The 21,730-nt window shown below is 63.7% G+C and carries 23 protein-coding genes; 13 read left to right on the top strand and 10 right to left on the bottom strand.

Features of this window, described 5'->3' with window-relative positions:
* Nucleotides 1-3: 3 nt before the first annotated feature.
* Nucleotides 4-1,071 (bottom strand): 2Fe-2S iron-sulfur cluster-binding protein, encoded by a 1,068-nt coding sequence (locus tag AC1D75_RS20080; protein ID WP_495517093.1) that lies wholly within the window; start codon nucleotides 1,069-1,071, stop codon nucleotides 4-6.
* Nucleotides 1,072-1,204: 133 nt separating this feature from the next.
* A complete protein-coding gene (locus AC1D75_RS20085) occupies nucleotides 1,205-2,866 on the bottom strand; it encodes a ferritin family protein (protein ID WP_495517094.1) in 1,662 nt (553 codons plus the stop codon).
* Nucleotides 2,867-3,050: 184 nt separating this feature from the next.
* Between AC1D75_RS20085 and AC1D75_RS20090 the strand changes: the two genes are divergently transcribed.
* Nucleotides 3,051-4,844, top strand: coding sequence for a sigma-54-dependent Fis family transcriptional regulator (locus AC1D75_RS20090; protein ID WP_495517095.1), 1,794 nt, complete (start codon nucleotides 3,051-3,053; stop codon nucleotides 4,842-4,844).
* 86 nt (nucleotides 4,845-4,930) lie between these two features.
* On the opposite strand, the gene htpG is transcribed toward AC1D75_RS20090, so the two are convergent.
* Complete coding sequence (gene htpG / locus AC1D75_RS20095; protein ID WP_495517096.1) at nucleotides 4,931-6,889, bottom strand: molecular chaperone HtpG; 1,959 nt, start codon at nucleotides 6,887-6,889, stop codon at nucleotides 4,931-4,933.
* Between the two features lie 110 nt (nucleotides 6,890-6,999).
* Here htpG and AC1D75_RS20100 point away from each other — a divergent pair, with 110 nt between their 5' ends.
* Nucleotides 7,000-7,674, top strand: coding sequence for a DUF4166 domain-containing protein (locus tag AC1D75_RS20100; RefSeq protein ID WP_495517097.1), 675 nt, complete (start codon nucleotides 7,000-7,002; stop codon nucleotides 7,672-7,674).
* Between the two features lie 59 nt (nucleotides 7,675-7,733).
* Here the strand turns inward: AC1D75_RS20100 and AC1D75_RS20105 are convergent, their stop codons facing one another.
* Together AC1D75_RS20105 and AC1D75_RS20110 are read right to left on the bottom strand one after the other, a co-directional pair.
* The gene (locus AC1D75_RS20105; protein ID WP_495517098.1) at nucleotides 7,734-9,080 is read right to left on the bottom strand and encodes an NtaA/DmoA family FMN-dependent monooxygenase; all 1,347 of its coding nucleotides are present in this window, start codon (nucleotides 9,078-9,080) and stop codon (nucleotides 7,734-7,736) included.
* A complete protein-coding gene (locus tag AC1D75_RS20110; protein ID WP_495517099.1) occupies nucleotides 9,077-10,312 on the bottom strand; it encodes an LLM class flavin-dependent oxidoreductase in 1,236 nt (411 codons plus the stop codon). The genes AC1D75_RS20105 and AC1D75_RS20110 overlap by 4 nt, the downstream gene beginning before the upstream one ends.
* Nucleotides 10,313-10,485: 173 nt before the next feature.
* On the opposite strand from AC1D75_RS20110, the gene AC1D75_RS20115 reads away from it, so the two are divergent.
* The gene (locus AC1D75_RS20115; RefSeq protein ID WP_495517100.1) at nucleotides 10,486-11,076 is read left to right on the top strand and encodes a GNAT family N-acetyltransferase; all 591 of its coding nucleotides are present in this window, start codon (nucleotides 10,486-10,488) and stop codon (nucleotides 11,074-11,076) included.
* Nucleotides 11,073-11,342: a WhiB family transcriptional regulator gene (locus tag AC1D75_RS20120; RefSeq protein WP_495517101.1), complete on the top strand. Its 270-nt coding sequence runs from the start codon at nucleotides 11,073-11,075 to the stop codon at nucleotides 11,340-11,342. The genes AC1D75_RS20115 and AC1D75_RS20120 overlap by 4 nt, the downstream gene beginning before the upstream one ends.
* Before the next feature lie 136 nt (nucleotides 11,343-11,478).
* Here the strand turns inward: AC1D75_RS20120 and AC1D75_RS20125 are convergent, their stop codons facing one another.
* Nucleotides 11,479-12,060 carry a TetR/AcrR family transcriptional regulator gene (locus tag AC1D75_RS20125; protein WP_495517102.1) on the bottom strand — a complete coding sequence of 194 codons (582 nt, stop codon included), beginning with the start codon at nucleotides 12,058-12,060 and terminating at the stop codon, nucleotides 11,479-11,481.
* An 88-nt stretch (nucleotides 12,061-12,148) separates the two neighbouring features.
* On the opposite strand from AC1D75_RS20125, the gene AC1D75_RS20130 reads away from it, so the two are divergent.
* The 4 genes from AC1D75_RS20130 (at nucleotide 12,149) to AC1D75_RS20145 (ending at nucleotide 14,618) form a co-directional block, all read left to right on the top strand.
* On the top strand, nucleotides 12,149-12,535 hold the full coding sequence (locus tag AC1D75_RS20130; protein WP_495517103.1) for a nuclear transport factor 2 family protein: 387 nt from the start codon (nucleotides 12,149-12,151) through the stop codon (nucleotides 12,533-12,535).
* 48 nt (nucleotides 12,536-12,583) lie between these two features.
* Nucleotides 12,584-13,243, top strand: coding sequence for an NADP-dependent oxidoreductase (locus AC1D75_RS20135; protein ID WP_495517104.1), 660 nt, complete (start codon nucleotides 12,584-12,586; stop codon nucleotides 13,241-13,243).
* Between the two features lie 3 nt (nucleotides 13,244-13,246).
* Nucleotides 13,247-13,603 carry a zinc-binding dehydrogenase gene (locus AC1D75_RS20140; protein ID WP_495517659.1) on the top strand — a complete coding sequence of 119 codons (357 nt, stop codon included), beginning with the start codon at nucleotides 13,247-13,249 and terminating at the stop codon, nucleotides 13,601-13,603.
* A gap of 136 nt (nucleotides 13,604-13,739) precedes the next feature.
* A complete protein-coding gene (locus AC1D75_RS20145) occupies nucleotides 13,740-14,618 on the top strand; it encodes an aldo/keto reductase (RefSeq protein ID WP_495517105.1) in 879 nt (292 codons plus the stop codon).
* A 128-nt stretch (nucleotides 14,619-14,746) separates the two neighbouring features.
* Here AC1D75_RS20145 and AC1D75_RS20150 read toward each other — a convergent pair whose 3' ends face one another.
* Nucleotides 14,747-15,271, bottom strand: coding sequence for a CGNR zinc finger domain-containing protein (locus tag AC1D75_RS20150; RefSeq protein WP_495517106.1), 525 nt, complete (start codon nucleotides 15,269-15,271; stop codon nucleotides 14,747-14,749).
* 149 nt (nucleotides 15,272-15,420) lie between these two features.
* Here AC1D75_RS20150 and AC1D75_RS20155 point away from each other — a divergent pair, with 149 nt between their 5' ends.
* Together AC1D75_RS20155 and AC1D75_RS20160 are read left to right on the top strand one after the other, a co-directional pair.
* The gene (locus AC1D75_RS20155; RefSeq protein ID WP_495517107.1) at nucleotides 15,421-15,879 is read left to right on the top strand and encodes a VOC family protein; all 459 of its coding nucleotides are present in this window, start codon (nucleotides 15,421-15,423) and stop codon (nucleotides 15,877-15,879) included.
* A gap of 15 nt (nucleotides 15,880-15,894) precedes the next feature.
* Nucleotides 15,895-16,833, top strand: coding sequence for a pyridoxamine 5'-phosphate oxidase family protein (locus AC1D75_RS20160; protein ID WP_495517108.1), 939 nt, complete (start codon nucleotides 15,895-15,897; stop codon nucleotides 16,831-16,833).
* Between the two features lie 22 nt (nucleotides 16,834-16,855).
* Here AC1D75_RS20160 and AC1D75_RS20165 read toward each other — a convergent pair whose 3' ends face one another.
* On the bottom strand, nucleotides 16,856-17,758 hold the full coding sequence (locus AC1D75_RS20165; protein WP_495517109.1) for a helix-turn-helix transcriptional regulator: 903 nt from the start codon (nucleotides 17,756-17,758) through the stop codon (nucleotides 16,856-16,858).
* 387 nt (nucleotides 17,759-18,145) lie between these two features.
* Here AC1D75_RS20165 and AC1D75_RS20170 point away from each other — a divergent pair, with 387 nt between their 5' ends.
* The 3 genes from AC1D75_RS20170 to AC1D75_RS20180 are packed head-to-tail and all read left to right on the top strand — an operon-like array spanning nucleotide 18,146 to nucleotide 19,864.
* Nucleotides 18,146-19,030, top strand: a complete 885-nt coding sequence (locus AC1D75_RS20170; protein WP_495517110.1) for an aldo/keto reductase — start codon at nucleotides 18,146-18,148, stop codon at nucleotides 19,028-19,030.
* A gap of 7 nt (nucleotides 19,031-19,037) precedes the next feature.
* Nucleotides 19,038-19,439 (top strand): (R)-mandelonitrile lyase, encoded by a 402-nt coding sequence (locus AC1D75_RS20175; protein ID WP_495517111.1) that lies wholly within the window; start codon nucleotides 19,038-19,040, stop codon nucleotides 19,437-19,439.
* Nucleotides 19,436-19,864 carry a PPOX class F420-dependent oxidoreductase gene (locus tag AC1D75_RS20180; protein WP_495517112.1) on the top strand — a complete coding sequence of 143 codons (429 nt, stop codon included), beginning with the start codon at nucleotides 19,436-19,438 and terminating at the stop codon, nucleotides 19,862-19,864. Before AC1D75_RS20175 ends, AC1D75_RS20180 begins: the two co-directional genes overlap by 4 nt.
* Here the strand turns inward: AC1D75_RS20180 and thiM are convergent.
* Complete coding sequence (gene thiM / locus AC1D75_RS20185; protein WP_495517113.1) at nucleotides 19,857-20,699, bottom strand: hydroxyethylthiazole kinase; 843 nt, start codon at nucleotides 20,697-20,699, stop codon at nucleotides 19,857-19,859. The two genes, AC1D75_RS20180 and thiM, sit on opposite strands and share 8 nt — an antisense overlap.
* 29 nt (nucleotides 20,700-20,728) lie before the next feature.
* A complete protein-coding gene (locus AC1D75_RS20190) occupies nucleotides 20,729-21,589 on the bottom strand; it encodes a sulfurtransferase (protein ID WP_495517114.1) in 861 nt (286 codons plus the stop codon).
* Nucleotides 21,590-21,730 lie beyond the last annotated feature (141 nt).

A 21,730-nucleotide genomic window follows, 5' to 3' on the forward strand; every position in this document is an offset into this window, starting at 1 on the left:
GAGTCAACTGTCTTGCGGAATGGTGGTGGTGAACTTGTCGAAATGGACCTGGTCGATCCGCACTCCGGCACCGTCGAGCAATGCCATCGCGGCGTCGACCATCGGTGGTGGACCGCAGAGATAGAAGTCCGCGGATTCCATTCCGGACTCGCGTCGCTCGACCACCTCGGTGACGAAACCGAAATCGCCTGCCACGCCCATGCTTTCCCAATCTGCCGTGGTCTCCTCGGACAGACATGGAACAAAGGTGAAGTCGGGCAACTGGTTGCCGATCTCCTTGATCTCGTGCAGATAGAACAGATCCTTGGCGGTCCTGGCCCCGTAGTAGAAGTGCACCGGCCGGACCGGCGCACCGCCGGCGCTCTCCAGCTCGGAGAGATGGCGGAGCAGGGACAGGATGGGGGACATGCCTGCACCGCCTGCGATGCAGATGATGGGCCGTACAGAGGACTCCTTGATGGTGAAAGACCCGTACGGGCCGTTGAGTTCGAGTTCGTCGCCGACGGCCAGCGACGTCTCGAGCAGGCCGGAGAATCGGCCACCGGGATACTTTTTGATGATGAACTCCAGTCGCCCCGCCATGGTGGGGGTGGTGGCCATGGAGAACGAGCGGTGCTCGTCGGCACCGGGAATCATCAGATCGGCGTACTGCCCCGGCTTGAACACAAACGTCTCGGGTTCGAGCAGTTCCAGCTTGACCGACACGATGTCGTGGGTCAGGTCGTCGAGACCGACGATCCTGGTCCTGAGGTGTTGCAGGGGTACGGCATTGCGCAGTTCGTCCTCGTCGAAGTTGATGAGTTCGATCTCGCAGTCCGAATACGCGTGTGTCTTGCAGAGCAGTACGTAGCCTTCCTCGCTCTCGTAGTCTGCCAGCGCGAACGTCGAGTACCGGTCCATCTGGATGTCGCCGTCGAGGAGAAAGGACTTGCAGGCCGAGCATTGCCCTTCGCGACAGCCGTGCATCAGCGAAACACCCTGGCGGAAAGCGGCATCGAGGATCGTTTCGTCCTCGTCGACTTCGATGTCGAGGTCGACGGGTTCGAACCGAACATTGTGGGTGTCACCCATGGGTCGAGGTCCTTGCACTGAGATGGATGGAGGCAGTGAATGGATTGAGCCCAGGGGCAGCGTGGCGCGTGCAACCACACTGCCCCCGAGTTCTGAGCAGACGCCTGGCCGGGTGGTGGGGCCCGGCGAGGGGTCAGACGCCTGCCGCTTGTTTCGCCGGCCGACCGGCGGGGCCACCGGCCTTGTATTCGGCGATGTGTGCCTCCCGTTCCGCATCGGACATCTCGTTCAGCGCGACATTCGGGCTGCCGAACTCGATGCCCCGGATGTCGTCGAGGGTCCACAGCTTCTTCGGATCATCGAGGTGCAGATGTGGCTGCGGGATAAGGGTTTTGCCATCATCGCGGACGTATCCGAGGTCCTTGACGATGTCGGCGAGATCGCGGCCGTGATGCAGGGTCTCCCACTCACGGTCACCGGTGAGGCGGCCCATGTTCGGCGTCGGCCTGCCCTCGTATTCGGGACGGAACGCCTTGATGTCGGTCCAGGCGCACGTTTCCGAACAGTAGGTCCGCCATTGACCGTCGACCTTCTCGGTGACCATGTCCTCACGGATGAGGGCGGGCACCATGCAGGTCCAGCAGCGATGCGGATATTGGTAGTTGGCATCGGACTCGAAGGCGATGGGCTTGTTCTTTCCCGGATACGCCATCCGGTTGTAGGCCTCCCACCACTTTCCGTACTTGTCGTACCAACCCGGGTACTTGTATTCGAACCACTCGAAGTCCTCGTCGGTCATCGCGTCGATGCGCCAGTAGTTCACCGGCCAGCCGGTGGCGAAGAACTGGGCGACCTCATGGACGTAACCCTTGTTGACGATGCGGTTCCAGGACTCCTCGACCAGATCGTGCGGGATCTTCAGCCCGTACTTCTCCAACGGGATGAGGTAGGAGCGGTAGTAGTCGTCGTAGATCCACCGCCGCCACATCTCGGCGTAGGAGTCGCGGTCCTTACGACGGTCTTTGGTGCCGTACTCGATGAACGTGCCGATCGCCGCGTCCACCACACAGTGGTTGTTCCACCAGGCGTAGCGGAGATCGCGTTCGAGGAGCTGGCGGTTGTCCTCGTCGGCCAGGGCCATCAACAGGATGGAGTAGCCGTTGGAGATGTGCCGTGACTCGTCGGACTGGACGGAGTGGAACACCGTGGGCAACAGATAGTCACCGTTGGCGGCCGCTTCCGACGGCATCGCGACGAACAGGGTGTTGGTGAATGCGGTCTCGGCGACCACTGTCAGATAGATGTTGGCCGCGGTGATCGCGTCACCGGTGATGAAGCCCTCGCCGAACTGCCTGCCGATGGTGCCTGCGTAGTTGTTGGCGAACGCCTTTTCGCTCATGTCGAAGCCGGCGGGATCGATGTAATGGTTCATGTAGAGGCGCTTGAGGTTCATCTGGATCGTCGAGTGCCGGACCTCGTCGATCATCTGTACGGCCAGCCCGTTGTGGATTTCCGGGTTGGGGACCGCGTCGATGGCCATCGGCATGGCCCGGGCGGCGGAGATCTCCGGGAACGGGATGATCGAGAGGAACAGCTTCTGCCATTCCATCCACCGCTGCTCGACCTGCCGGAACATGTTGCCGCGAATGGCGCCATCCATCGCGCCGAAGACGCGATTGTCTTTCTCCTCTTCCATCGGGAAGTACGAACGGAGGATCTGCTTGAGCGGATCCTTCTTGGGTGCCTTGTCGAAGGTGTAGTCGGTGCCGAATCTGGTGGCCGGCGTGGCAAAGGTCGGCTCCCAGGACAGTTCTGTGATCTTCTTGTGTGCCTTGCTCAGACTCTGTCTGCTCAACGCAGTCCTCCTCGTTCAAGCACGCGGGCGGTCGATGGCGAGAGCCGCAAAGCTCCCTGTGACCGATGACACACTCGTTACGATGGGTAGGACGTCTCAATGTGAGACGCGTCTCATTCCGAGACGCTCTTACGATGGCGCCAGACCGGAATCTGACAGCCGGTCATGGAGGTGACCTGCGCGGATGTCGAGTTTCGCCGATCGTGGCTGGTCAGCAGGGGAACGGCAGCTGGCCCGCGAGGAATTTCTGACCACAGATGGACGGGCCGCTCATCCCGTCCGTCCTGCGGTGTTGGATTCGTGGCGACGGTCGCAAGCGCTCCACATCCACGTCGACCGGGTGGAGTTGCCGTTCGTTCGAGAACCCGACCTCGACACCCCGCTGATGAACGCCGCGGGCCCAGTGTTGAAGTCGATCACCGATGACATGGCGAGCCAGCCGGTCAGCGTGATCCTGACGTCGGCGGAGGGGCTCATCCTGGAGCGGTTCTCGTCGGATGCGGGCATCAACCGCACCCTCGACGAGGTGAAGCTGGCGCGCGGGTACAGCTACGCCGAGCAGTTCGTCGGGACCAACGGCATCGGGACCACCATCGAGACCCGGCAGCCGACGTACATCCTCGGCAGCGAACATTACGTCGGAGAGCTCGGGACATTGGCGTGTGCGGGCGTGCCGATCCGGCATCCGAATTCCGGTGCGCTCCTCGGAGTGCTCGACATGACCTGTCGCGCCGAGCACGCCAATCCGTTGCTGTTGTCGCTCGCGAAGTCGGCGAGCAGGCAGATCGAGAATCAGTTGCTGAGCCAGGCCAACGAACGCGAGACCGCGCTGCTGACCACCTACCTCACGACTGCCCGCCGCTACAGCCGCGGAGTCCTCGCCGTCGCCGGTGAGATGGTCCTGATGAATGCCTATCTGCGGCGGACCCTGGACGCACGCGACCAGACGGCTTTGCTCGAACACGCGCTCGACGTGCAGGCCGTCGCCGCGACGCGAACCCTGGTGGCGCAGCTGCCGAGTGGACGGAACGCGCGGGTCTCGGTGGCCGATCGCGACGAAATACGTTCCGGTGCAGTGAATATCGTGTTCCACGTGACGGTGGACGACTTCCCCGACGCCTGGGTTGCCCCGTCCCCGTCGCCGACCTGGATCGAGGGAGAACCCCTGCCCGCCGGACTCGTCGGGAACAGCGCTTCACTGCGGCGCAGCTACAACCAGGTGCGACGCTGTTACGCCGACCGGCACTGGGTGCTCGTCGAGGGCGAACCCGGTACCGGGCGGGCCACCCTGGTGACCGCGGCCGCGCACAAACTGGCCCCGGCCACCCATCTGCTCACGCTCGGGATCCGTGATGCCGCCGATCACGAGAGGTACCTGGACCTGCTGTCCGCGGAGCTCGAATCGAGTGATGCCTTCAACGTTCTGCTTGCCGACATCGACCGGCTACCAACGTTGTTGGTGGATCCGGTGGCACTTTTGCTGCAGTCGGTGGAGGGGACGGGGTGGGTTGCGGCGACCACCAGCGGAAACACCGAACGCAGCGAAGTCGAGGCAACGTTGCTGCCGTTCTTCTCACACACGGTGACCTTGCAGGCGCTGCGGCATCGCAGCGAAGATCTTCATGCCCTGGTGCCTTATCTGATCGAGCAGATCCATCCCGGGTCGACCGCCCGGCTCACGCCGGCTGCGGTCCGCGCGCTGAGCAAGCATCCGTGGCCCGGAAATGTTGCCCAACTACGCCGCATCCTCACCGAAACACTGGCCGTGCGACGGGGTGGGGTCATCGACGTCGAACATCTCCCGGCGGAATGTCGCACCACGATCCGGCGAACACTGTCCCAGATCGAATCGCTGGAACGTGACGCGATCGTGCGAAGTCTGCTGGACAACAACGGTAACAAGGCCGAAGCCGCAGCCGCACTTGGTCTTTCCCGCGCCACCATCTATCGGAAGATCAAGGAGTTCGGGATCCACTGAACGGGCTCCCCGACCCCGATGATGTGCCCTTGTGGCGGTGCCCACCTGGGCTTTGTTCGCCAGAAGGCCACATCATCGGGGGTTGGTCAGCTGGCGGAGACCGTCCGGGTCAACAGATCAGCCAGTGTCTTGCTGAAGGCGGCGGGCTGCTTGGGGGTGCCACCTTCGGCCAACAGTGCGGCGCCGTACAGCAATTCGGCCGACTGGCGAAGTGCGTCGTCGTCGCCGCGCTCGGCGAACGCCTTCTGCAGACCGACCGTCAGCGGATGGTCCGGGTTGAGTTCCAGGATCCGCTTGCTGTCGGGCATCGGGATCCCCGAGTCCCGGTACATCCGTTCCAGGGCCGGTGAAAGGCTCTGTGCCTCACCGACAATGCAGGCGGCCGAATCGGTCAGGCGACTCGACAACCGCACCGCGCTGACATCGTCGACGAGCACACCGGTCATCCAGGTGAGGAGTTCGCCGAACTCCTCGTCCTTCTTGCTGTCCTCTTCTTTGTCGGCCTCGCCGCTCAGGTCGACCTCGCCCTTGGCCACCGACTGCAGCGGCTTGCCCTCGAAATCGGTGATCGATCCGATCCACATCTCGTCGATCGGATCGGTGAGCAGCAGCACCTCGATGCCCTTGGCCTTGAACGCCTCGAGGTGGGGGGAGCGTTCGAGCTGTTCGCGCGACTCGCCGGTGGCGTAGAAGATCTGGCTCTGCGTGTCTTTCATCCGCTCGACGTATTCGGCCAGCGTTGTTGCCGTGTCGGTGGAGTGCGTCGAGCTGAGCGAGATGATCGACAGTAGGGCGGCCTGGTTGTCGATGTCGGAGAGCAGACCTTCCTTGAGGACCCGGCCGTACTGCGACCACAGGGTGTCGTACTTCTCGCGGTCGTTGGTCCGCATGTCCTTGATGGTGCTCAGGACCTTCTTGGTGAGCCGTCGACGGATGGCCTTGATCTGGCGGTCCTGCTGCAGGATCTCCCGCGAAACGTTGAGCGAGAGGTCGGCGGCGTCGACGAGACCCTTGACGAAGCGAAGGTACTCGGGCATGAGTTCTTCGCAGTCGTCCATGATGAACACCCGCTTGACGTACAGCTGCACGCCGGCTTTGTGTTCCCGCATGAACAGATCGAATGGTGCCGTCGACGGGATGAACAGCAGGGCCTGGTACTCGAAGGTGCCCTCGGCCTTCATCTGGATGGTTTCGAGCGGATCGTCCCAGGAGTGGCTGACGTGCCGGTAGAACTCGGCGTACTCCTCGTCGGTGACCTCCGAGCGCGGACGCGTCCAGAGTGCCTTCTGGGAGTTCAGGGTCTCGGTCACCGTCGTCTCGGTGGGGGCGTCGTCCTCGGCTTCGCCCTCGTCGGACTCGGCGTCGGCAGCCTTCGGCGGTACCGGGGTGGTGACGTCCATCCGGATGGGCCACGAGATGAAGTCGGAGTACTTCTTCACCAGTTCCCGGATCTTCGGCACAGACGTGTAATCGTGCAGATCGTCTTCGGCGTCGACGGGCTTGAGGTGCAACGTCACCGAGGTGCCCTGCGGGGCGTCGGTGACCTCTTCGATCGTGTACTTACCCGCGCCTGCGGACTCCCAGCGGGTGGCCTGGGACTGGCCTGCCTTGCGGGTGAGCAGGGTGACCTTGTCGGCCACCATGAAGGTCGAGTAGAAGCCGATGCCGAACTGGCCGATCAACTCTTCCGACGCGGCCGAGTCCTTGGCCTCTTTCAGCTTCTTGCGGACCTCGGCGGTACCCGACTTCGCCAGCGTGCCGATCAGGTCGACGACCTCATCGCGCGTCATGCCGATGCCGTTGTCGGCGATCGTGAAGGTGCGGGCCTCGGGATCGACGGAGATCTGGATGTGCAGATCGGAGGTGTCGGCGTCGAGATCCTTGTCCTGGTACGACTCCATCCGCAGTTTGTCGAGGGCGTCCGATGCGTTGGACACCAACTCTCGAAGGAAAGAATCCTTGTTCGAGTAGATCGAGTGGATCATCAGATCCAGCAGCTGCCGCGTCTCGGCGGCGAACTCCATCTCTTCGACCTGAGTGCTCACGTGATGCTCCTCTGTGTTGTGCAGTAATACGTGCTCCGACCCAACATTTTAGGCAGGCCGTTCGTAGTACATTCAGTCCTCATGCCGCATTGTCGGAACGGGGGGTTGCAGTGAGCTCGGTCATCCAGAATGTTTTGGGTCAAGAGTTCGAAAGTCTGCATCCAAACTTACAGTGGCGCTACGGGATTGATTCGAAATCCCTTTTGGCGCAGTCGGCAACCGGAATTATGGAGTCGATTTACAGTTCGCCTCTTGTGTCAACCGCGCTGCGGCACTTCGGCAAACGCAATGCCATGCCGACAAAATCCAGCCGCCTGGTTCCCTTCACGATGGAAAATTATTGTTATGAAGACGAACTCGGCCGGGAGTCGCTGGCGGTGATGCGATCCCTGAACTACACCAGTGGTGCCCAGGGGCTGAACTCGCTCCTGGTGGACGGTCGCGAGGGTCTGGTCGACTACTTCGGCGATGGGCCGGAACTGCTCTGGCCGCTGGATGCCAGGGTCGACAGGGAGGGCTCGCTGGTGTTCGAGAGCGGACCCATGCGGCTGCTCACCTCCGGTCCCAAAGTCGGTATGCGTGGGTTCATGGCAGCCCGGATGCAATACGCCGAGGGCTGGGACGACCGACACAACCGCTTCCGGGTCGACGCGACCGTGCGCAATCCGGTGATCGGTGAGCTGATCCACTATCGCGGCTGGTTCACCGCCCACGATGTCCCGTGCCGATTGCGGGACATCCCGGACGAGGCCTGGCCGCACCGCCTCATCGAGCGGGAGAGCTGACCCGATGATGTGCCCTTATAGCGAGTAGAAGCCCAGGTCGACACCGCCAAAAGGCCACATCATCGGGGTTTGGCGGGTGTCGGTAGGCCGAGGTGATCGCGCAGCGTGTCGCCGTCGTATTCGGTCCGGTAGACCCCACGCTCCTGCAGCAGTGGAACCACGGTGTCGGCAAACTCGTCGAGACCACCCGGGGTGATGTGCGGGACCAGGATGAATCCATCGCTGGCATCGGACTGCACGAAGTTGTTGATCTCGGCGGCGACTGTTGCCGGTGAACCGATGAAGGCCTGGCGCCCGGTGACCTCGATGATCAGTTCACGGGTGGTCAGGTTCTCGGCCTCGGCCCTGGCACGCCACTCGGCGGCGACAGCCAGCGGGTCCCGATGCATGCGCACACTGGCGCGGCCTTTCGCGACCGTGTTCTCCCCTGGTGCCGGATCAACGGCAGGTAGTGGGCCATCGGGATCGTGGTCGGACAGGTCGCGGTTCCACAGCTGTTCGAGGAACTTGATCGCGGTCTGCCCGCTGACCTGCTGAAGGCGGATCTCATGAGCCCGCTCGGCGGCCTCGGTGTCGGTGTCACCGAGCACAAAGGTCGCGGCAGGCAGGATCAGTAGCTCCTCTGGCAGGCGGCCGTACGTGGCCAGACGCGCCTTGACGTCCTTGTAGAACAACTGTCCGTCGTCGAGGGTCGAATGGCGCGAGAAGATCGCGTCGGCCTTCGCGGCGGCGAACTCACGACCGTCCTCGGAGTCGCCTGCCTGGAAGATGACCGGACGTCCCTGTGGGCCGCGTGGCACGTTGAACTGGCCCGAGATGTCGAACTGGTCATCGGTGTGATGGAAAGTGCCGGCGTCGGGACGTCGCAGGAACGTACCCGACTCGCGATCGGCAACCACATCATCGTCGTTCCAGGAGTCCCACAGCTCGGTGGCAACCTCCAGGAACTGTTGTGCGCGTTGGTATCTCTGCTCCTGTGGCAGGTAGCCGCCGCGACGGAAGTTCTGTCCGGTGAACTCGTCCCAGGAGGTCACCACATTCCACGCCGCGCGTCCGGCAGTGAGGTGATCGAGACTCGCGAACTGCCGGGCGACCTCATAGGGCTCGTTGAACGTGGAATTGATGGTCCCGGTGAGCCCGAGTTTGTCGGTCACCGCAGCCAGCGCTGCGAGCACCGTGAACGTGTCCGGTCGCCCGACGACGTCGAGGTCGTAGATCAGCCCGTTCTGCTCACGCAGACGAAGGCCCTCGGCGAGGAAGAGGAAGTCGAACTTGGCGCGCTCCGCGGTCTGCGCGAAGTGGGTGAACGAGCTGAACTCGATGTGGCTGCCTGCAGCCGGATCGCTCCATACGGTGGTGTTGTTGACCCCGGGGAAGTGCGCCGCGAGGTGTACCTGCTTGGTCATCGGTTGATCAGATCCCCTGAGACGTGATGGTTGGCTGTTGCGTAACGGTTTGCCGGCAGATCCAGGCCCAGGTTCCCGCGCAGTGTGGACGACGTGTAGCTCTCGCGGAACCGGCCGCGGCGTTGCAGTTCCGGAACCACGGCGTCGCTGATCGCCTGCAGATCGTGGGGGATCGCGCCGGGACGCAGCCGGAATCCGGTGATCCCGGCCGTCGCCAGTTCCTCGATCAGATCTGCCAAACCGGACGCGGTACCGGCGAAGATCAGTGCATCGCTCTGATACTCCGCACCGGCGAGCTCATCGAGACGGGCGCGGCGATCGGCCGCCTCCTGCGCGGAATCATCAAGGAAGACAATCAGATCGGCGAAGACGTGAACGGTGTCCGTCGCGCGTCCGGCGGCTTCCTGAGCTGATCTGATCGCGGCGATCGTCTCGGTGGCCTGTGCCCCGGTGTGCGGGGTCACGAAGCCGACGTCGGCCGACTGGCCGATCAGCTCGTACGGGATCTGCTGATGACCCAGCGCCGCGATCACGGGTTGGCCCTGAGGAGGTCGTGGGGTGATCGCGGGTCCACGGACACTGAAGAAGCGGCCTTCGAAGTCGATGTAGTGGAGCTTGTCGCGGTCGACGAAACGGCCGGTTGCGGCATCTCGGATCTCGGCGTCGTCCTCCCATGAATCCCACAGTCGCCGTAGCACTTCGGCGTAGTCGCCGGCCTCTTCGAAGAGATCTGCGATCAGGGCCTGAGTCGACGGATCGGACAGATCTGCGTACGAGACCTCGGGAAAGACGCGGCGGCCGAACAGCTTTGCCTCGTGTTGCCGGACAGAGACCTGCAGTCGGACCCCGGCCCGGCCGGTGCTCACGTAGTCGAGTGTGGCGATCGCCTTGGCCAGATGGAAAGTTTCGGTGTGCGTCACGACGGCGGTGGGGATGATGCCGATATTCGACGTCAACGGCGCGGTCCGCGCGGCGATCAACACCGAGTCCAGGCGGCCACTGACCTGGTCGGTCCGGGCGTCGAGCCCGCCGAGTGTGGCAGGCCGAAGTCCGAAGGAATCCTCGATGGTGACGAAGTCGATCAGGCCGCGTTCGGCGTCGGCGATCAGGTCGGCCCAGTACTTGGCCGACAGGAGGTCGGCCGGTCTGGCATCGGGTTCGCGCCAGGCGGCCGGGTGCCAACCGGCCCCTTCCAGCGCGACTGCAAGATGCAGGCTCGCAGTTGTCGACATCGAAGACTCCTTCATCGTGATCGGTGGCCGTCAGAGTTGGTACACCTGCGCCAACGACAAGGGTGCCGAAGGTGATACCCGATCTGCGCTCATCGGATCAGCGTGGTTCTAACCATCGCCCGCCGCGCGATTTCGCGGCTGAATGGTTGCACCACCGTCGAGGGAGCAAAGTCATGTCGTTTGTCGGAAAGCTGTTGTCGGTCGACCAGATGCTGATGGCTGCGGCTGCAGTCCATCCGGAGGCTCCGCAGGCACTGCCGATGATCGAGGCATGTCGGCCGAAGGTCGAGATAGTGCGCGTGGCTCGTGAAGACCGGTTGGCCCGCACCGCGTTGTCACAGGTCGCGATCGAGAACAGCCGACGGTACGGCGGCACGTCGTGTGGGTGGTTTGCGCAGTTACGGGTCCGGCCGGGCGACGCCTTCCTGGTCGCGGTTGCCGACGGCGTCCCGGTTGCCGGCGGAGAATATCGGCGCGCCGACGGCCACACCGCCGAGATCACCCGGATCTGGACTGCCGCGGCGCAGCGTCGCCGTGGGCTCGGAAGTCGGATCCTGGCCCGGCTCGAGGCAGAGGCCGCCGATCGTGGGCATCGCCGCGTGCTGGCGCAGACCGGCTCGGATCAGTCCGAGTTGCACGCACTGTTCCGTCGGGCCGGGTACGAGCCGGCGTCGGGCACGGAACTGCCCGGAACCGAGGTCGCCGCTGCCGTGTGGGCCAAAGATCTGGCGGCGGTGCGCGCACCGCTTGCCGTCACGGCATGACCGGATTCGGCGACGTCTACGTCGGGGGAGAAACCGGCTGGGATTGGCGGGTGCAGGGTAGTTGCCGAACCGAGGACGTCGACGCGAACATATTCTTCCCGCCGGCCGGACGCGAATACGCCAAGGAACGTCGACGTCGCGAAGCCGCCGCGAAGAGGATCTGCGGAAGTTGCCCGGTCGCGCGGGAATGCCGCAGGCACGCCGAGCGATATGGCGAGAAGTACGGGATCTGGGGTGGCCTGACGGTCGGCGAATTGGCAGGCTGATTCGGCTTGCGATGGTGTCGGTTACGCCGGGTATTTCGAACGGCGGCGCGACGCACCACTGAGGCTGAATTCGCGGAGTGACGTCAATTCGGCCTGCCGTCGACTCTGAGTACGTGCCCGCTGAACCGGAATCGGTTTATGTGACCGGTGCATGAGCGTCGTCATCACGGGAGCGATCCTTGAGGATTGCTCCCGTGATGACGCCCAAGAGATGGTCGACGCGTGGCGCCGTCGCGGCCTGGTCATTGAGCCACGCGAGGGCTGCGATCAGCGCAAAGAGGTCGATGCCATCGAGGTCGGTCCGCGCGACGCCGGCGTCCTGCGCCCGGGAGAGCAGTCGCGCGCCCGCCGCGCGCAACGTCACGCACGAGGCATGGAGCGCAGACCCGGGTTCCTCGATGGCGGCCGTCATCGGCGTGATGGCGCCACGATATTCGTGCGTGACCGCGACACACTCGCAAAACCACTCGACGAGCGCGTCCGCGGGCGATTTCGACGCCTCGAGCTTGTCGGCCAGTTCCGTCAGCTCGCGAAAGCTCTTGCGCAGCAAGGCTTCGAGCAGCGCCTCTCGCGTCGGGAAGTGTCGATAGAGCGTGCCGAGCCCAACCTCGGCGCGGCGCGCGATGTCGCGCAGTGACGCGTCGGCCCCTTGCTCGGTCACGACAGTGCGGGCGACCCCGAGTAGCTGATCGTAGTTCTTTCTGGCGTCGGCGCGCATGGTCTCCCTTTGACAAACGGAGCAGTGCTCCATATATTCGGAGCAGTGCTCCGATAGCTTACCCTCCAAGCCGGAAACAAGGACTGACATGAACACGCGATCCACCGTCACGGCTGCCATCGAGCCGCTGCTAAATCCGACCATCGACCTCGATAACACCATCGAACGGCACTTCACCCCCGCATTCCGGCAGCGCATCGATGGCGGCGCCTGGGGCGGCAGGGCGGAGCTGGCCGAGCGTATGACCCAGCTCAGGAAAGTGATGGCGAGCGGGACCATCGAGGTTCACGAAGAGCTGACCGATGGCTCGCTCTACGCCGATCACCACACAATCGAGATCCACATGCTGGACAAAACGCTCGTTCGCACCGAGGTCTACCTATTCGCTCGACACGACGCAGACGGTCGCTTCAGTGAGATCCAAGAAGCGACAGTATCGCTGTCCGACAACAATATTGACGGTTCGTCCCACTAACAAGCTCTGCGTCACGCATGGCACCCGATCGGTAGAAACGAGAGAACGATGACAACAAGCACGAGCACGATGAAGGCGATCCGGCTACACGAGTTCGGCGGCCCGACGGTACTGCGCAACGACGACGTGCCCGTTCCCGAGCCGAAGTCCGGCGAGGTGCTCATCCGAGTCCACGCGGTCGGCATCAACCCGCCCGACTGGTATGCGCGTGAAGGGATGCCCAACGTGCCTCCCGAGCTCAAGCCCCCGATGACACTCCCGCTCATACCCGGGACCGATGTCTCCGGCGTCGTAGAAGCCGTCGCGAGCGATGTCGAAGGTTTCGCGGTCGGAGACGACGTGTTCGGTCTCCTCCGGTTCCCAACCTCCTTGCAGGGCAGCGCATACGCCGAGTACGTCACCGCGCCGGCGTCAGACCTTGCTCACAAACCGGCCGCCGTCGACCACATGCACGCCGCCGGTCTGGCCATGTCGGGCTTGACGGCGTGGCAGTTCCTGATCGCGCTCGGGCACGACCACCCGTCCCCGTTCCAAGAGGCTCGGCACCGACCGGTGGCACTCGACAGCGATACCACCGTCCTCGTCAACGGCGCCGCCGGCGGCGTTGGGCATCTTGCTGTCCAACTGGCCAAGTGGAAGGGAGCCCGCGTCATCGCCGTGGCTTCCGGCGCCCACCGGAGCTTTTTGCGCGAACTCGGTGCCGACTAGTTCATCGACTACACCACCGACCGACCCGAAGAAGTCGCCGCGGGCGTCGACCTCGTCCTGGACGCCGTCGGGGGTCCGGACAGTCGACGTTTCCTGCGAACCCTCAAACGTGGTGGATCCCTCTACCCGGTCTACTTCGGTGAGTTCGACGACGATGAGAATGCGGAATTGGGTATTACGGTCACGGCTACCCAGGTCCGCTCGAACGGTGCGCAGCTCGCCGAGCTCGCCGATTTGATGGCGAGCGGAACTCTGCGAGTCGCCATCGACAGCAGCTTCCCGCTGGCGCACGCGCAACAGGCCCATGAACGGGCCGCCCGCGGGCATATCCAAGGCAAGATCGTGCTGACCATCGACTAGGTGCCCGCTCGGCCCATCGAACCTTTGGCCGACGTTGGTTCATCTTGGCGCCCAATCAGGTTGGACGCCAAGCCCTCCCGTCCCCAGTGCACCATTCTGGCCTCGCGCAGTGGGTGAAAGACAGTAAGGTGGACATATGGCCGCACAAGTACCCACCATCGTATTGAACTCGGGCACCACGATTCCCCAACTGGGGCTGGGTGTTTGGCAGGCAACCAACGACGAGACCGAGCTGGCCGTTCGGTCGGCGATCGATGATGCCGGCTACCGGCACATTGACACCGCCGCGGCTTACGGCAATGAAGAGGGTGTCGGCCGGGCCATCGCGAATGCTGGTGTCCCGCGCGAAGAACTGTTCGTCACGACAAAGCTGTGGAATGCGGACCAAGGGTATGAGCCCGCATTGAGCGCGTTCGACAAGAGCTTGTCGCGCTTGGGTCTGGACTACGTCGACCTGTATCTCATCCACTGGCCCCTGCAGGATGACGCGCGTCTGCTGCGGACCTGGGATGCGCTGGAAACCATCGCCGAATCGGGTCGTGCCAAGGCGATCGGGGTCTGCAACTTCGAACCGCATCACCTGGAATTGCTGGTGAGCCGCGGCGGACTACCCGCCGTTGACCAGGTCGAACTCCACCCGCACCTACCGCAGCAGGCGGTCCGGGCGGCAGCTGCAAAGCACGGGATCGCGGTCGAATCGTGGAGTCCGCTCGGCGGAACCAGCAATTCTGGTTGGGGACCGAACTCCAAGCCGAACACATTGCTCACCGACCCGATCATCACACGGGTGGGGGAGCAGTACGGCAAATCGCCCGCGCAGGTTCTCATCCGCTGGCATCTGCAGAACGGGCTCATCGTCATCCCGAAGTCGGTCAATCCGGACCGAATTGCCCAGAACATCAACGTCTTCGACTTCGAACTCAGTGACGCCGACCTCGCTGACATCGCGACCCTCGACGACGGCGTCCGCGTGGGTGCCCATCCCGACGAGCTCAATATCGGCGCACCGGAGTAACCCCGGTCCCGCCGTCGGGGGCTGACGCGTTCTCGGTCTTCGAAATCCTGGCGGAGTCGGTGCCCGGATCGACCTCTACGTGAAGAGTTCTGTGCTTCAACGTGATTCGGGTACCGGTCGGTTCCGGATCACTCAGAGAGTGAGCCGTCGCGGTGACGTCGCACCTTGGCGCGGTTACCGCAGGCTTCCATGGAACACCATCTCCGCGTGCCGCTGCGCGTGGTGTCCAAGAACCAGAGCACGCATCCGCTGCACGGCTTGATGCGATGTGGCTGGGTTCTGAGCAGATCGACCAACGTGTGCGCGGCGTTCCATGCCAGCCACTGGTGAGGGTCGTCCACCTCGACGACGCTGTGGACGCCGTCGGCATCGACCCGCTCTCTGAGATGTCCGCGAGCCAGCAACGCATTGAGGGCGTCGTAGTCGGCGGATTCGGAAGGTCGCGTCAGCGCCGTCCGAATAGCGGAGCGAGCTGAAACGAGTGCTCGCGTGGCACGACGAGGGTCGGGAACTGCTGGACCACCATGGGATGCCATCCACTCGGTTACGAAGTCGGGGTCCTCCAGGGCGTCATGCGACTCGCCGGAAATCACCCAGAACGTGTTGGCCAGGTCCAGCGGCAATGGCTCCCCCGTGAGCGGTCGATTCACCACGTCGGAAGTATATCCGTCACCAGCTGTAACCATCTTCGGGTAATTAGATCCGCCAACTCGAATGGTGTCGTAGCTGTTGACGCCTTCTGTGTAACCGTCTAACTTCATAAAGACAGAATAGCCATTGAGGAATCACCTGGAGGAACGCAATGACCACGACACCACGCTTGTCGACCGGACATGTCGGCCTGAACGTCACCGATGCAGACCGTTCCACCAGCTTTTATCAGCAGGTCTTCGGATGGGACGTGAAGGGCGAGGGCACCGACGGTGATCGGCGCTGGGTGTTCCTCGGTGATGACAACGCGTTGCTGGTCACGCTGTGGCAGCAGAGCGCGGGACGTTTCAACCCTGCCGCCCCCGGTCTGCACCACCTCTCGTTCCAGGTGTCGGATATCGACCAGGTTCGGGCGATCGAAACGCGCATCCGCGAGCTGGGCACCGTGCTGTACTACGACGGCGTCGTGCTGCATGGCGAGGGAGCGCCGTCCGGCGGCATCTTCTTCGAAGATCCTGACGGGACGCGACTGGAGGTTTACACCCCTTCCGGCCTGGGTGAACATGCCGCAGCGCCGTCCGGCGCCGCACCGACCTGCGGCTTCTTCTGACCATCGAGGATCGTCATGTCTACTTTTCACGAGGGGGAACTCCGCGTGCAGGCGCGGGCGGGTGAACGCGAGATCGCATCCCGGGTCGGTCGAGGAATGATCCAGCCAGAAATCCCGGACGTCGCGGCGGAGTTCCTCGGGCAGCAACGCCTGCTGTTCGTGGGGCATCGCGCCCTCGGTGGCGCAGTCTGGGCCAGCGTTCTGGCCGGTGGCCCCGGCTTCATTTCCACACCGGATAGCCGCACCGTCCGGGTGGACGCTCGACCATCAGCCGGCGACCCCCTGGAGAGTGCACTGGATGGGGGACCGCTGGCGCTGGGGTTGCTGGCGATCGAACCCGGGACCCGTCGGCGCATGCGCATCAACGGGGTCGGCCGAATGAATGGCGGCGTGCTGGAACTACGCACGGAGCAGGTCTACTCCAACTGCCCCAAATACATCAGCACCCGCGAGCCCGATGGACCTCTGGCAGAGTCGGACTCGAGTGAGCGTCAGGTCAGGGCTTTCGACCGGATCGACAGCTCACAAAGAGAACTCATCCGTCGTGCCGACACGTTCTTCGTCGCCACCAGCCACGAGAGTTTCGGCGCGGACGTCTCGCACCGCGGAGGTGATCCAGGGTTCGTCACCGTCGTCGACGAGCGTCATCTGAGTTGGCCGGATTACCGCGGCAACTCGATGTACAACACTCTCGGCAACCTCGACGCCGACCCGCACGCCGGACTCCTGTTCGTGAACTGGGAAACCGGCGAAGTGCTCCAGCTGACCGGAACCGCCGTCACCGACTGGTCCGCTGATCGTGCCGCCGCAGTCCCCGGCGCCCGGCGCATCGTCGACTTCACCCTCGACCGTGCGGTGGAAATACCCGGCGCGCTCGATGGCCGCTGGTACCTGGAAGCGCTGGCGCGCACCAACCCGCCTGCCGCCGAACCCTCGAACCCCACATTTCGCTGAATCTATTGAGCAGGACGAGAACTCAAGAAGTCTTGCGCACTGGTTGGCGTTCGGTTTCGAGCTGGTCGTGGCCGGCCGCCCAGGAGGCGAGCAGTTTGAGTGCATCGGCGGTGGGCGTGCCCGCGGCCGCGGTGTAGATGTTGAGATGCAGGCCGGGTTCGGAAGGGAACTCCATGCTCTCGAAGTCCAGGTCGAGTTGGCCGACAATAGGGTGTCGCAAGCGCTTACGGCCGCTCCGATGGAAACGAACGTCCTGTGAGGCCCAGCGTTTGCGGAACAATTCGCTCTGTGTGGACAGTTCCCCGACGAGTGCGATGAGGCCCTTGTCGTGGGGGTTGTGGCCGGCTTCGAGTCGGAGCATGGCCGCAGCGTCTCTGGCGATCTGGTCGTAGTCGACAAAGAACTCTTCGGCAGCGCTGGGCTGCAGGTAGACAAATCGCGTGGTGTTGGTCGGGCGGCGGGGGTCGGCCAACACCGGTGAGTAGAGCGCGCGGGCCAGCTGGTTCATCGCGATGATGTCGTGGCGGCCATTGCGAACCCAGGCCGGTGCGTCCGTGATGGCGTCGAGCACCTGCTGGATCGCCGGGCGAACGGTGGTCGGTGGGGTCCGTTGGCGGCGGTTCGCCGAACTCTCCTGACACTGGCGGGCGAGTGCGAACAGGTGATCGCGTTCGGCCTCGTCCAGTTGCAATGCGCCGGCCAGGGCACCGAGGACGCTGTCGGAGGCGCCGGAGAGGTTCCCCCGTTCCATCCGCACGTAGTAGTCGACCGACACGCCTGCCAGCAGGGACACCTCTTCGCGGCGCAGTCCCTTGACCCTTCGGTTGCCGCCATAGGCAGGAAGACCGGTCTGTTCGGGGGTGATGCGCGCACGCCGTGAGCTGAGGAAGTCGCGGATCTCGGTGCGAAGCTCGGTAGAACTCATCTATCCACCGTAGGCATCGCCGCGGATCCAAGGGAGGTACTGGCGTTACCCGGAACAACTGTGACTCCCGAAAATCGCAGAACAGCGGTCAATTGAAGGGCATGAAAGCTGCATACATGTACGGTGCCGGAGATGTCCGGGTCATCGACGCACCCGATCCGGCAATCCATGAGCCCGGCGATGGTGATCAGCCGTGTCGGTGTGCCCGCAATATGAGCAGGCCCCTGTCGGATTCGGGAGCTTGGTCGGTTCGAATATCACCCTCACCGGTGGTCCGCCCCGGTCCGCGAGGCATTGAAAGTTGCACTCCGGCCGTGACCGGCACCGCCGAAACCAGGTACTCGCAGTCACTGTCTGGGAGTGCGGTAGAGGGTTACCGTGGAAGACATGGCTCCTTCAAACTATGTTCTCAACAATGGAATCACACTGCCGTCAATAGGTTTTGGGGTATTTCAGACCCCGCCGGATGAGACGACTGCCGCGGTGTCCACCGCGTTGGAGGTCGGCTACCGCCACATCGACACCGCGGCTGCCTATCTCAATGAGCAGGGTGTCGGTGAAGCGATCAGCCGGTCGGACCTCGACCGGTCGGACATCTTCATCGAGACCAAGGTCTGGATCAGTGACTACGGGTACGACGAGACACTGCACGCGTTCGACAAGGCCGCAGGCAAACTCCGGGTCGATCAGATCGATCTGTTGATCCTCCATCAGGCGCTGCCGACCGAGTTCGATCTCACGATCGGCGCGTACAATGCGCTGGAAAAGTTGTTGTCCGACGGCAAGGTTCGCGCCATCGGCGTCAGCAACTTCATGCGCGAGCACCTCACCCGCCTGTTGGACGCGACATCGGTTGTGCCGGCGATCAACCAGATCGAGGTGCACCCCTACTTCCAGCAACCCGACGTGCTTGCAGCCAACGCCGAGCACGGGATTCTCACGCAGGCGTGGTCTCCGATCGGCGGAATCACCTTCTACCGCGACGGGTCCAAAGGCTCGACACTCAAGGACCCCACCATCGTCGCGATCGCGAACGCGCATGACAAGACTGCGGCCCAGGTGATGCTGCGGTGGCATGTGCAGCAAGGGCGGCAGGTCATTCCGAAGTCGGTGACACCATCACGGATCGCAGAGAATTTCGACATCTTCGACTTCGAGCTCTCCGACGACGAGCTCACCGCCATCGACGCACTCGACACCGGTATCCGCGGTGGCCCCGAGCCGGAGGCGATCACTCGTGAATCCTTTGGCATGAACATCCCGGAAGCCTGAGAAAACAATGGACATCGACCCACGTGTACCGACCATCAAAAATCCACCCGAGTACTTCACCGGGGATGTGTGGCTCGACCCGATCGCCCATCCCCGCGAGGACGGCCAGCGGATGACCGTCGCGAAGGTGCGGTTTGCGCCGGGCGCCCGCACCGCGTGGCACTCCCACGCGTTGGGTCAGACCTTGCACATCACCGCAGGCATCGCCTGGGTGCAGTCCCGCGGCGGACCGAAGATCGAGGCGCAAACCGGGCAAACGCTGTACTGTCCTCCCGGCGAGGAGCATTGGCACGGAGCTGCGCCGGATTCGTTCATGGAACACCTGGCGATGCTCGACAACGCCGACGATCCGGCCGAAACCACGACCTGGCTCGAACACGTCACCGACGAGGAGTATTTCGACGCATGACCGACAACGCGGCGTTCATCGAGTTCATCACCGAACACAGCCGTGGCACCCTCGCCACGATCCGGAACAACGGGATGCCACAGTTGTCCACGGTGGCTTACTCATTCGACCCAAGCGAGTGTGTCTTCCGGATCTCGTCCACCGACGGGCGGGCGAAAGTCGCCAATCTACGGCGTGATCCGCGCGCGAGTTTTCAGGTCAGCAGCGAAGACGGTTGGTCGTATGCGGTCGCAGAGGGCCGGGTGGAACTGAGCCCTGTCGCCGCACAGGCAACCGACGACGACACGGTCTCGGAACTGATCGACCTCTACCGCGACATCTCCGGGGAACACCACGACTGGGACGAGTATGCCCAGGCGATGGTCGATGAACGCCGGCTGGTGATCCGCCTCCACGCCGAACGCTTCTACGGTCAGGTCAGCTGAGCGGATTTCCGCTGATCTGGGCTCGCGACCGGATGTCGTCGGGGCCCAGATCGTGGAGTGCGTCGAGGTAGGCAACCGCGAAAGATCCTGGTGCAGAGGTCTTTTCGGCGGCGATCTCTGCCGCGACCGCAACGTGGGTGTGCGCGGACACCGCGGCCGTCAGTCCGTTGGGGGTGACGGCGGCATATGCCGCGACCAGCGCGCCCAATGAGCATCCGGTGCCGGTGACCTTGGTCAGCAACGAATGTCCGCCGCCCACCTTGACCAGGTTGTGGGTGGTGCCGGTGGCGCCGACAACGTGATCGATAGGGCCGGAGGCCGAGACGGCGTCCGCGGAAGCGAGCAGGGCCCGAGCGGCTTGGACCGCTGCGGCCGGATCTGCCGAGCTGTCGACTCCGCGGCCACCACCATCGAGGCCGTGCAGGCCGATGACCTCAGATGCGTTGCCGCGGATCACGCTCGGGTGCTGGGCCAGCAGTTCCCTGGCGAGTTCGCCGCGCCAGGGCAGTCCGCCGGCGCCGATCGGATCGAGTACCCACGGTGTGCCGGATTCGCGGGCCGAGGTCGCGGCGGCGACGTATGAGTCGTGCAGGGCCGCCTGCGGTGTTCCGAGGTTGATGAGCACTGCGTCGGCGACTCCGGCAAAGATGCCGGCCTCTTCCACGTTGTCGACCATGGCTGGGCTGGCACCGGCGGCGAGCAGGACGTTGGCGGTGAACCCGGCTGCCACGTAGTTGGTCAGTGCGTGCACCAGTGGTGTCCGCGAACGCAATTCGAGCAGCGCGTCGATGACTGCGTCAACGTCGGGTACGCGGGTCGGTTCGAGGGTGGTCATGGTCTGTCCTTCGTGTCGGGGTGTGATTGTCACAGTGATGTGGTGAGGGGATTGTCGGGGTCTGCCGCCCATTCGGACATCGAACCGTCGTAGACCCGCACGTCGTCGAGGCCTGACGCGCGCAGTGCCAGTGCGTATCCCGAGGCGGTGATGCCGCTGCCACAGTAGGTCACCACCGGCCCCGGGTGAAGCGAGTCTGCTGCGCGAGCCGCCTGATCGAGATCGAGCTCGGTGCCGTCGGAACCGAGCAGATCGGAGAACGGCAGGTTCACGCTCCCGGGGATGTGTCCGGCACGGCCATAGGGCACTTCTTCACCGGAAAAGACCTCTGGCCGAAGCACATTGATCAAGTTCGCTTCCGGTCCCAGCGCTCGGATGTCGTCGGCGTCGGCGAAGTAACCGGGCTCGGCAACGAGCTCAGGGGGAGTGGTCGGCGTCGGGGCGGCATCGCCGGTCTCGATGGCACCGCCGCCCTCGCGCCAGGTGTCGAACCCGCCGTTGAGGACGGAGGCGGCGGCGAACCCGTAGCTGTGCAATACCCACACCAGTCGCGCGGCCCAGATCCCGTTGAGGTGGTCATAGACCAGCACCGTCGAATCCGTGCCGACACCGTGCCGGCCGAGAGCAGCGGCCAGCCGTTCCCGGGTGGGTCGGGTGAAGGGTGTCGCTGCGGTGGGATCGGAGAAGTCGTCGACGAGGTCGGCGTGGATCGCACCGGGCAGGTGTCCCTCGCGATACGTGGGAAGCCCGGTCGAATACGTGCTGGTGTCGTCGGGATGGACGTCGCGGGTGACGCAGGCATCGAGGACCACGAGATTCGGGTCGGCCCGATGGTCCTTCAGCCACTGCGCGGACGTGAACAGCCCAGGGGTGTCCTGGTCGGTGTTCACGCTTCCCGGTCCTGGTTGCGGCATGTGTATACAGCTACATTCATTCGGATGATTGTGCACGCATTAAAATCCAGATGATTTGAATGGGTGACGATCGGTGCCCCGACGCAGAGAATCGGGAGCGTTCCAAGCAATGAAGGG

Source organism: Williamsia sp. Y712, assembly GCF_059445525.1.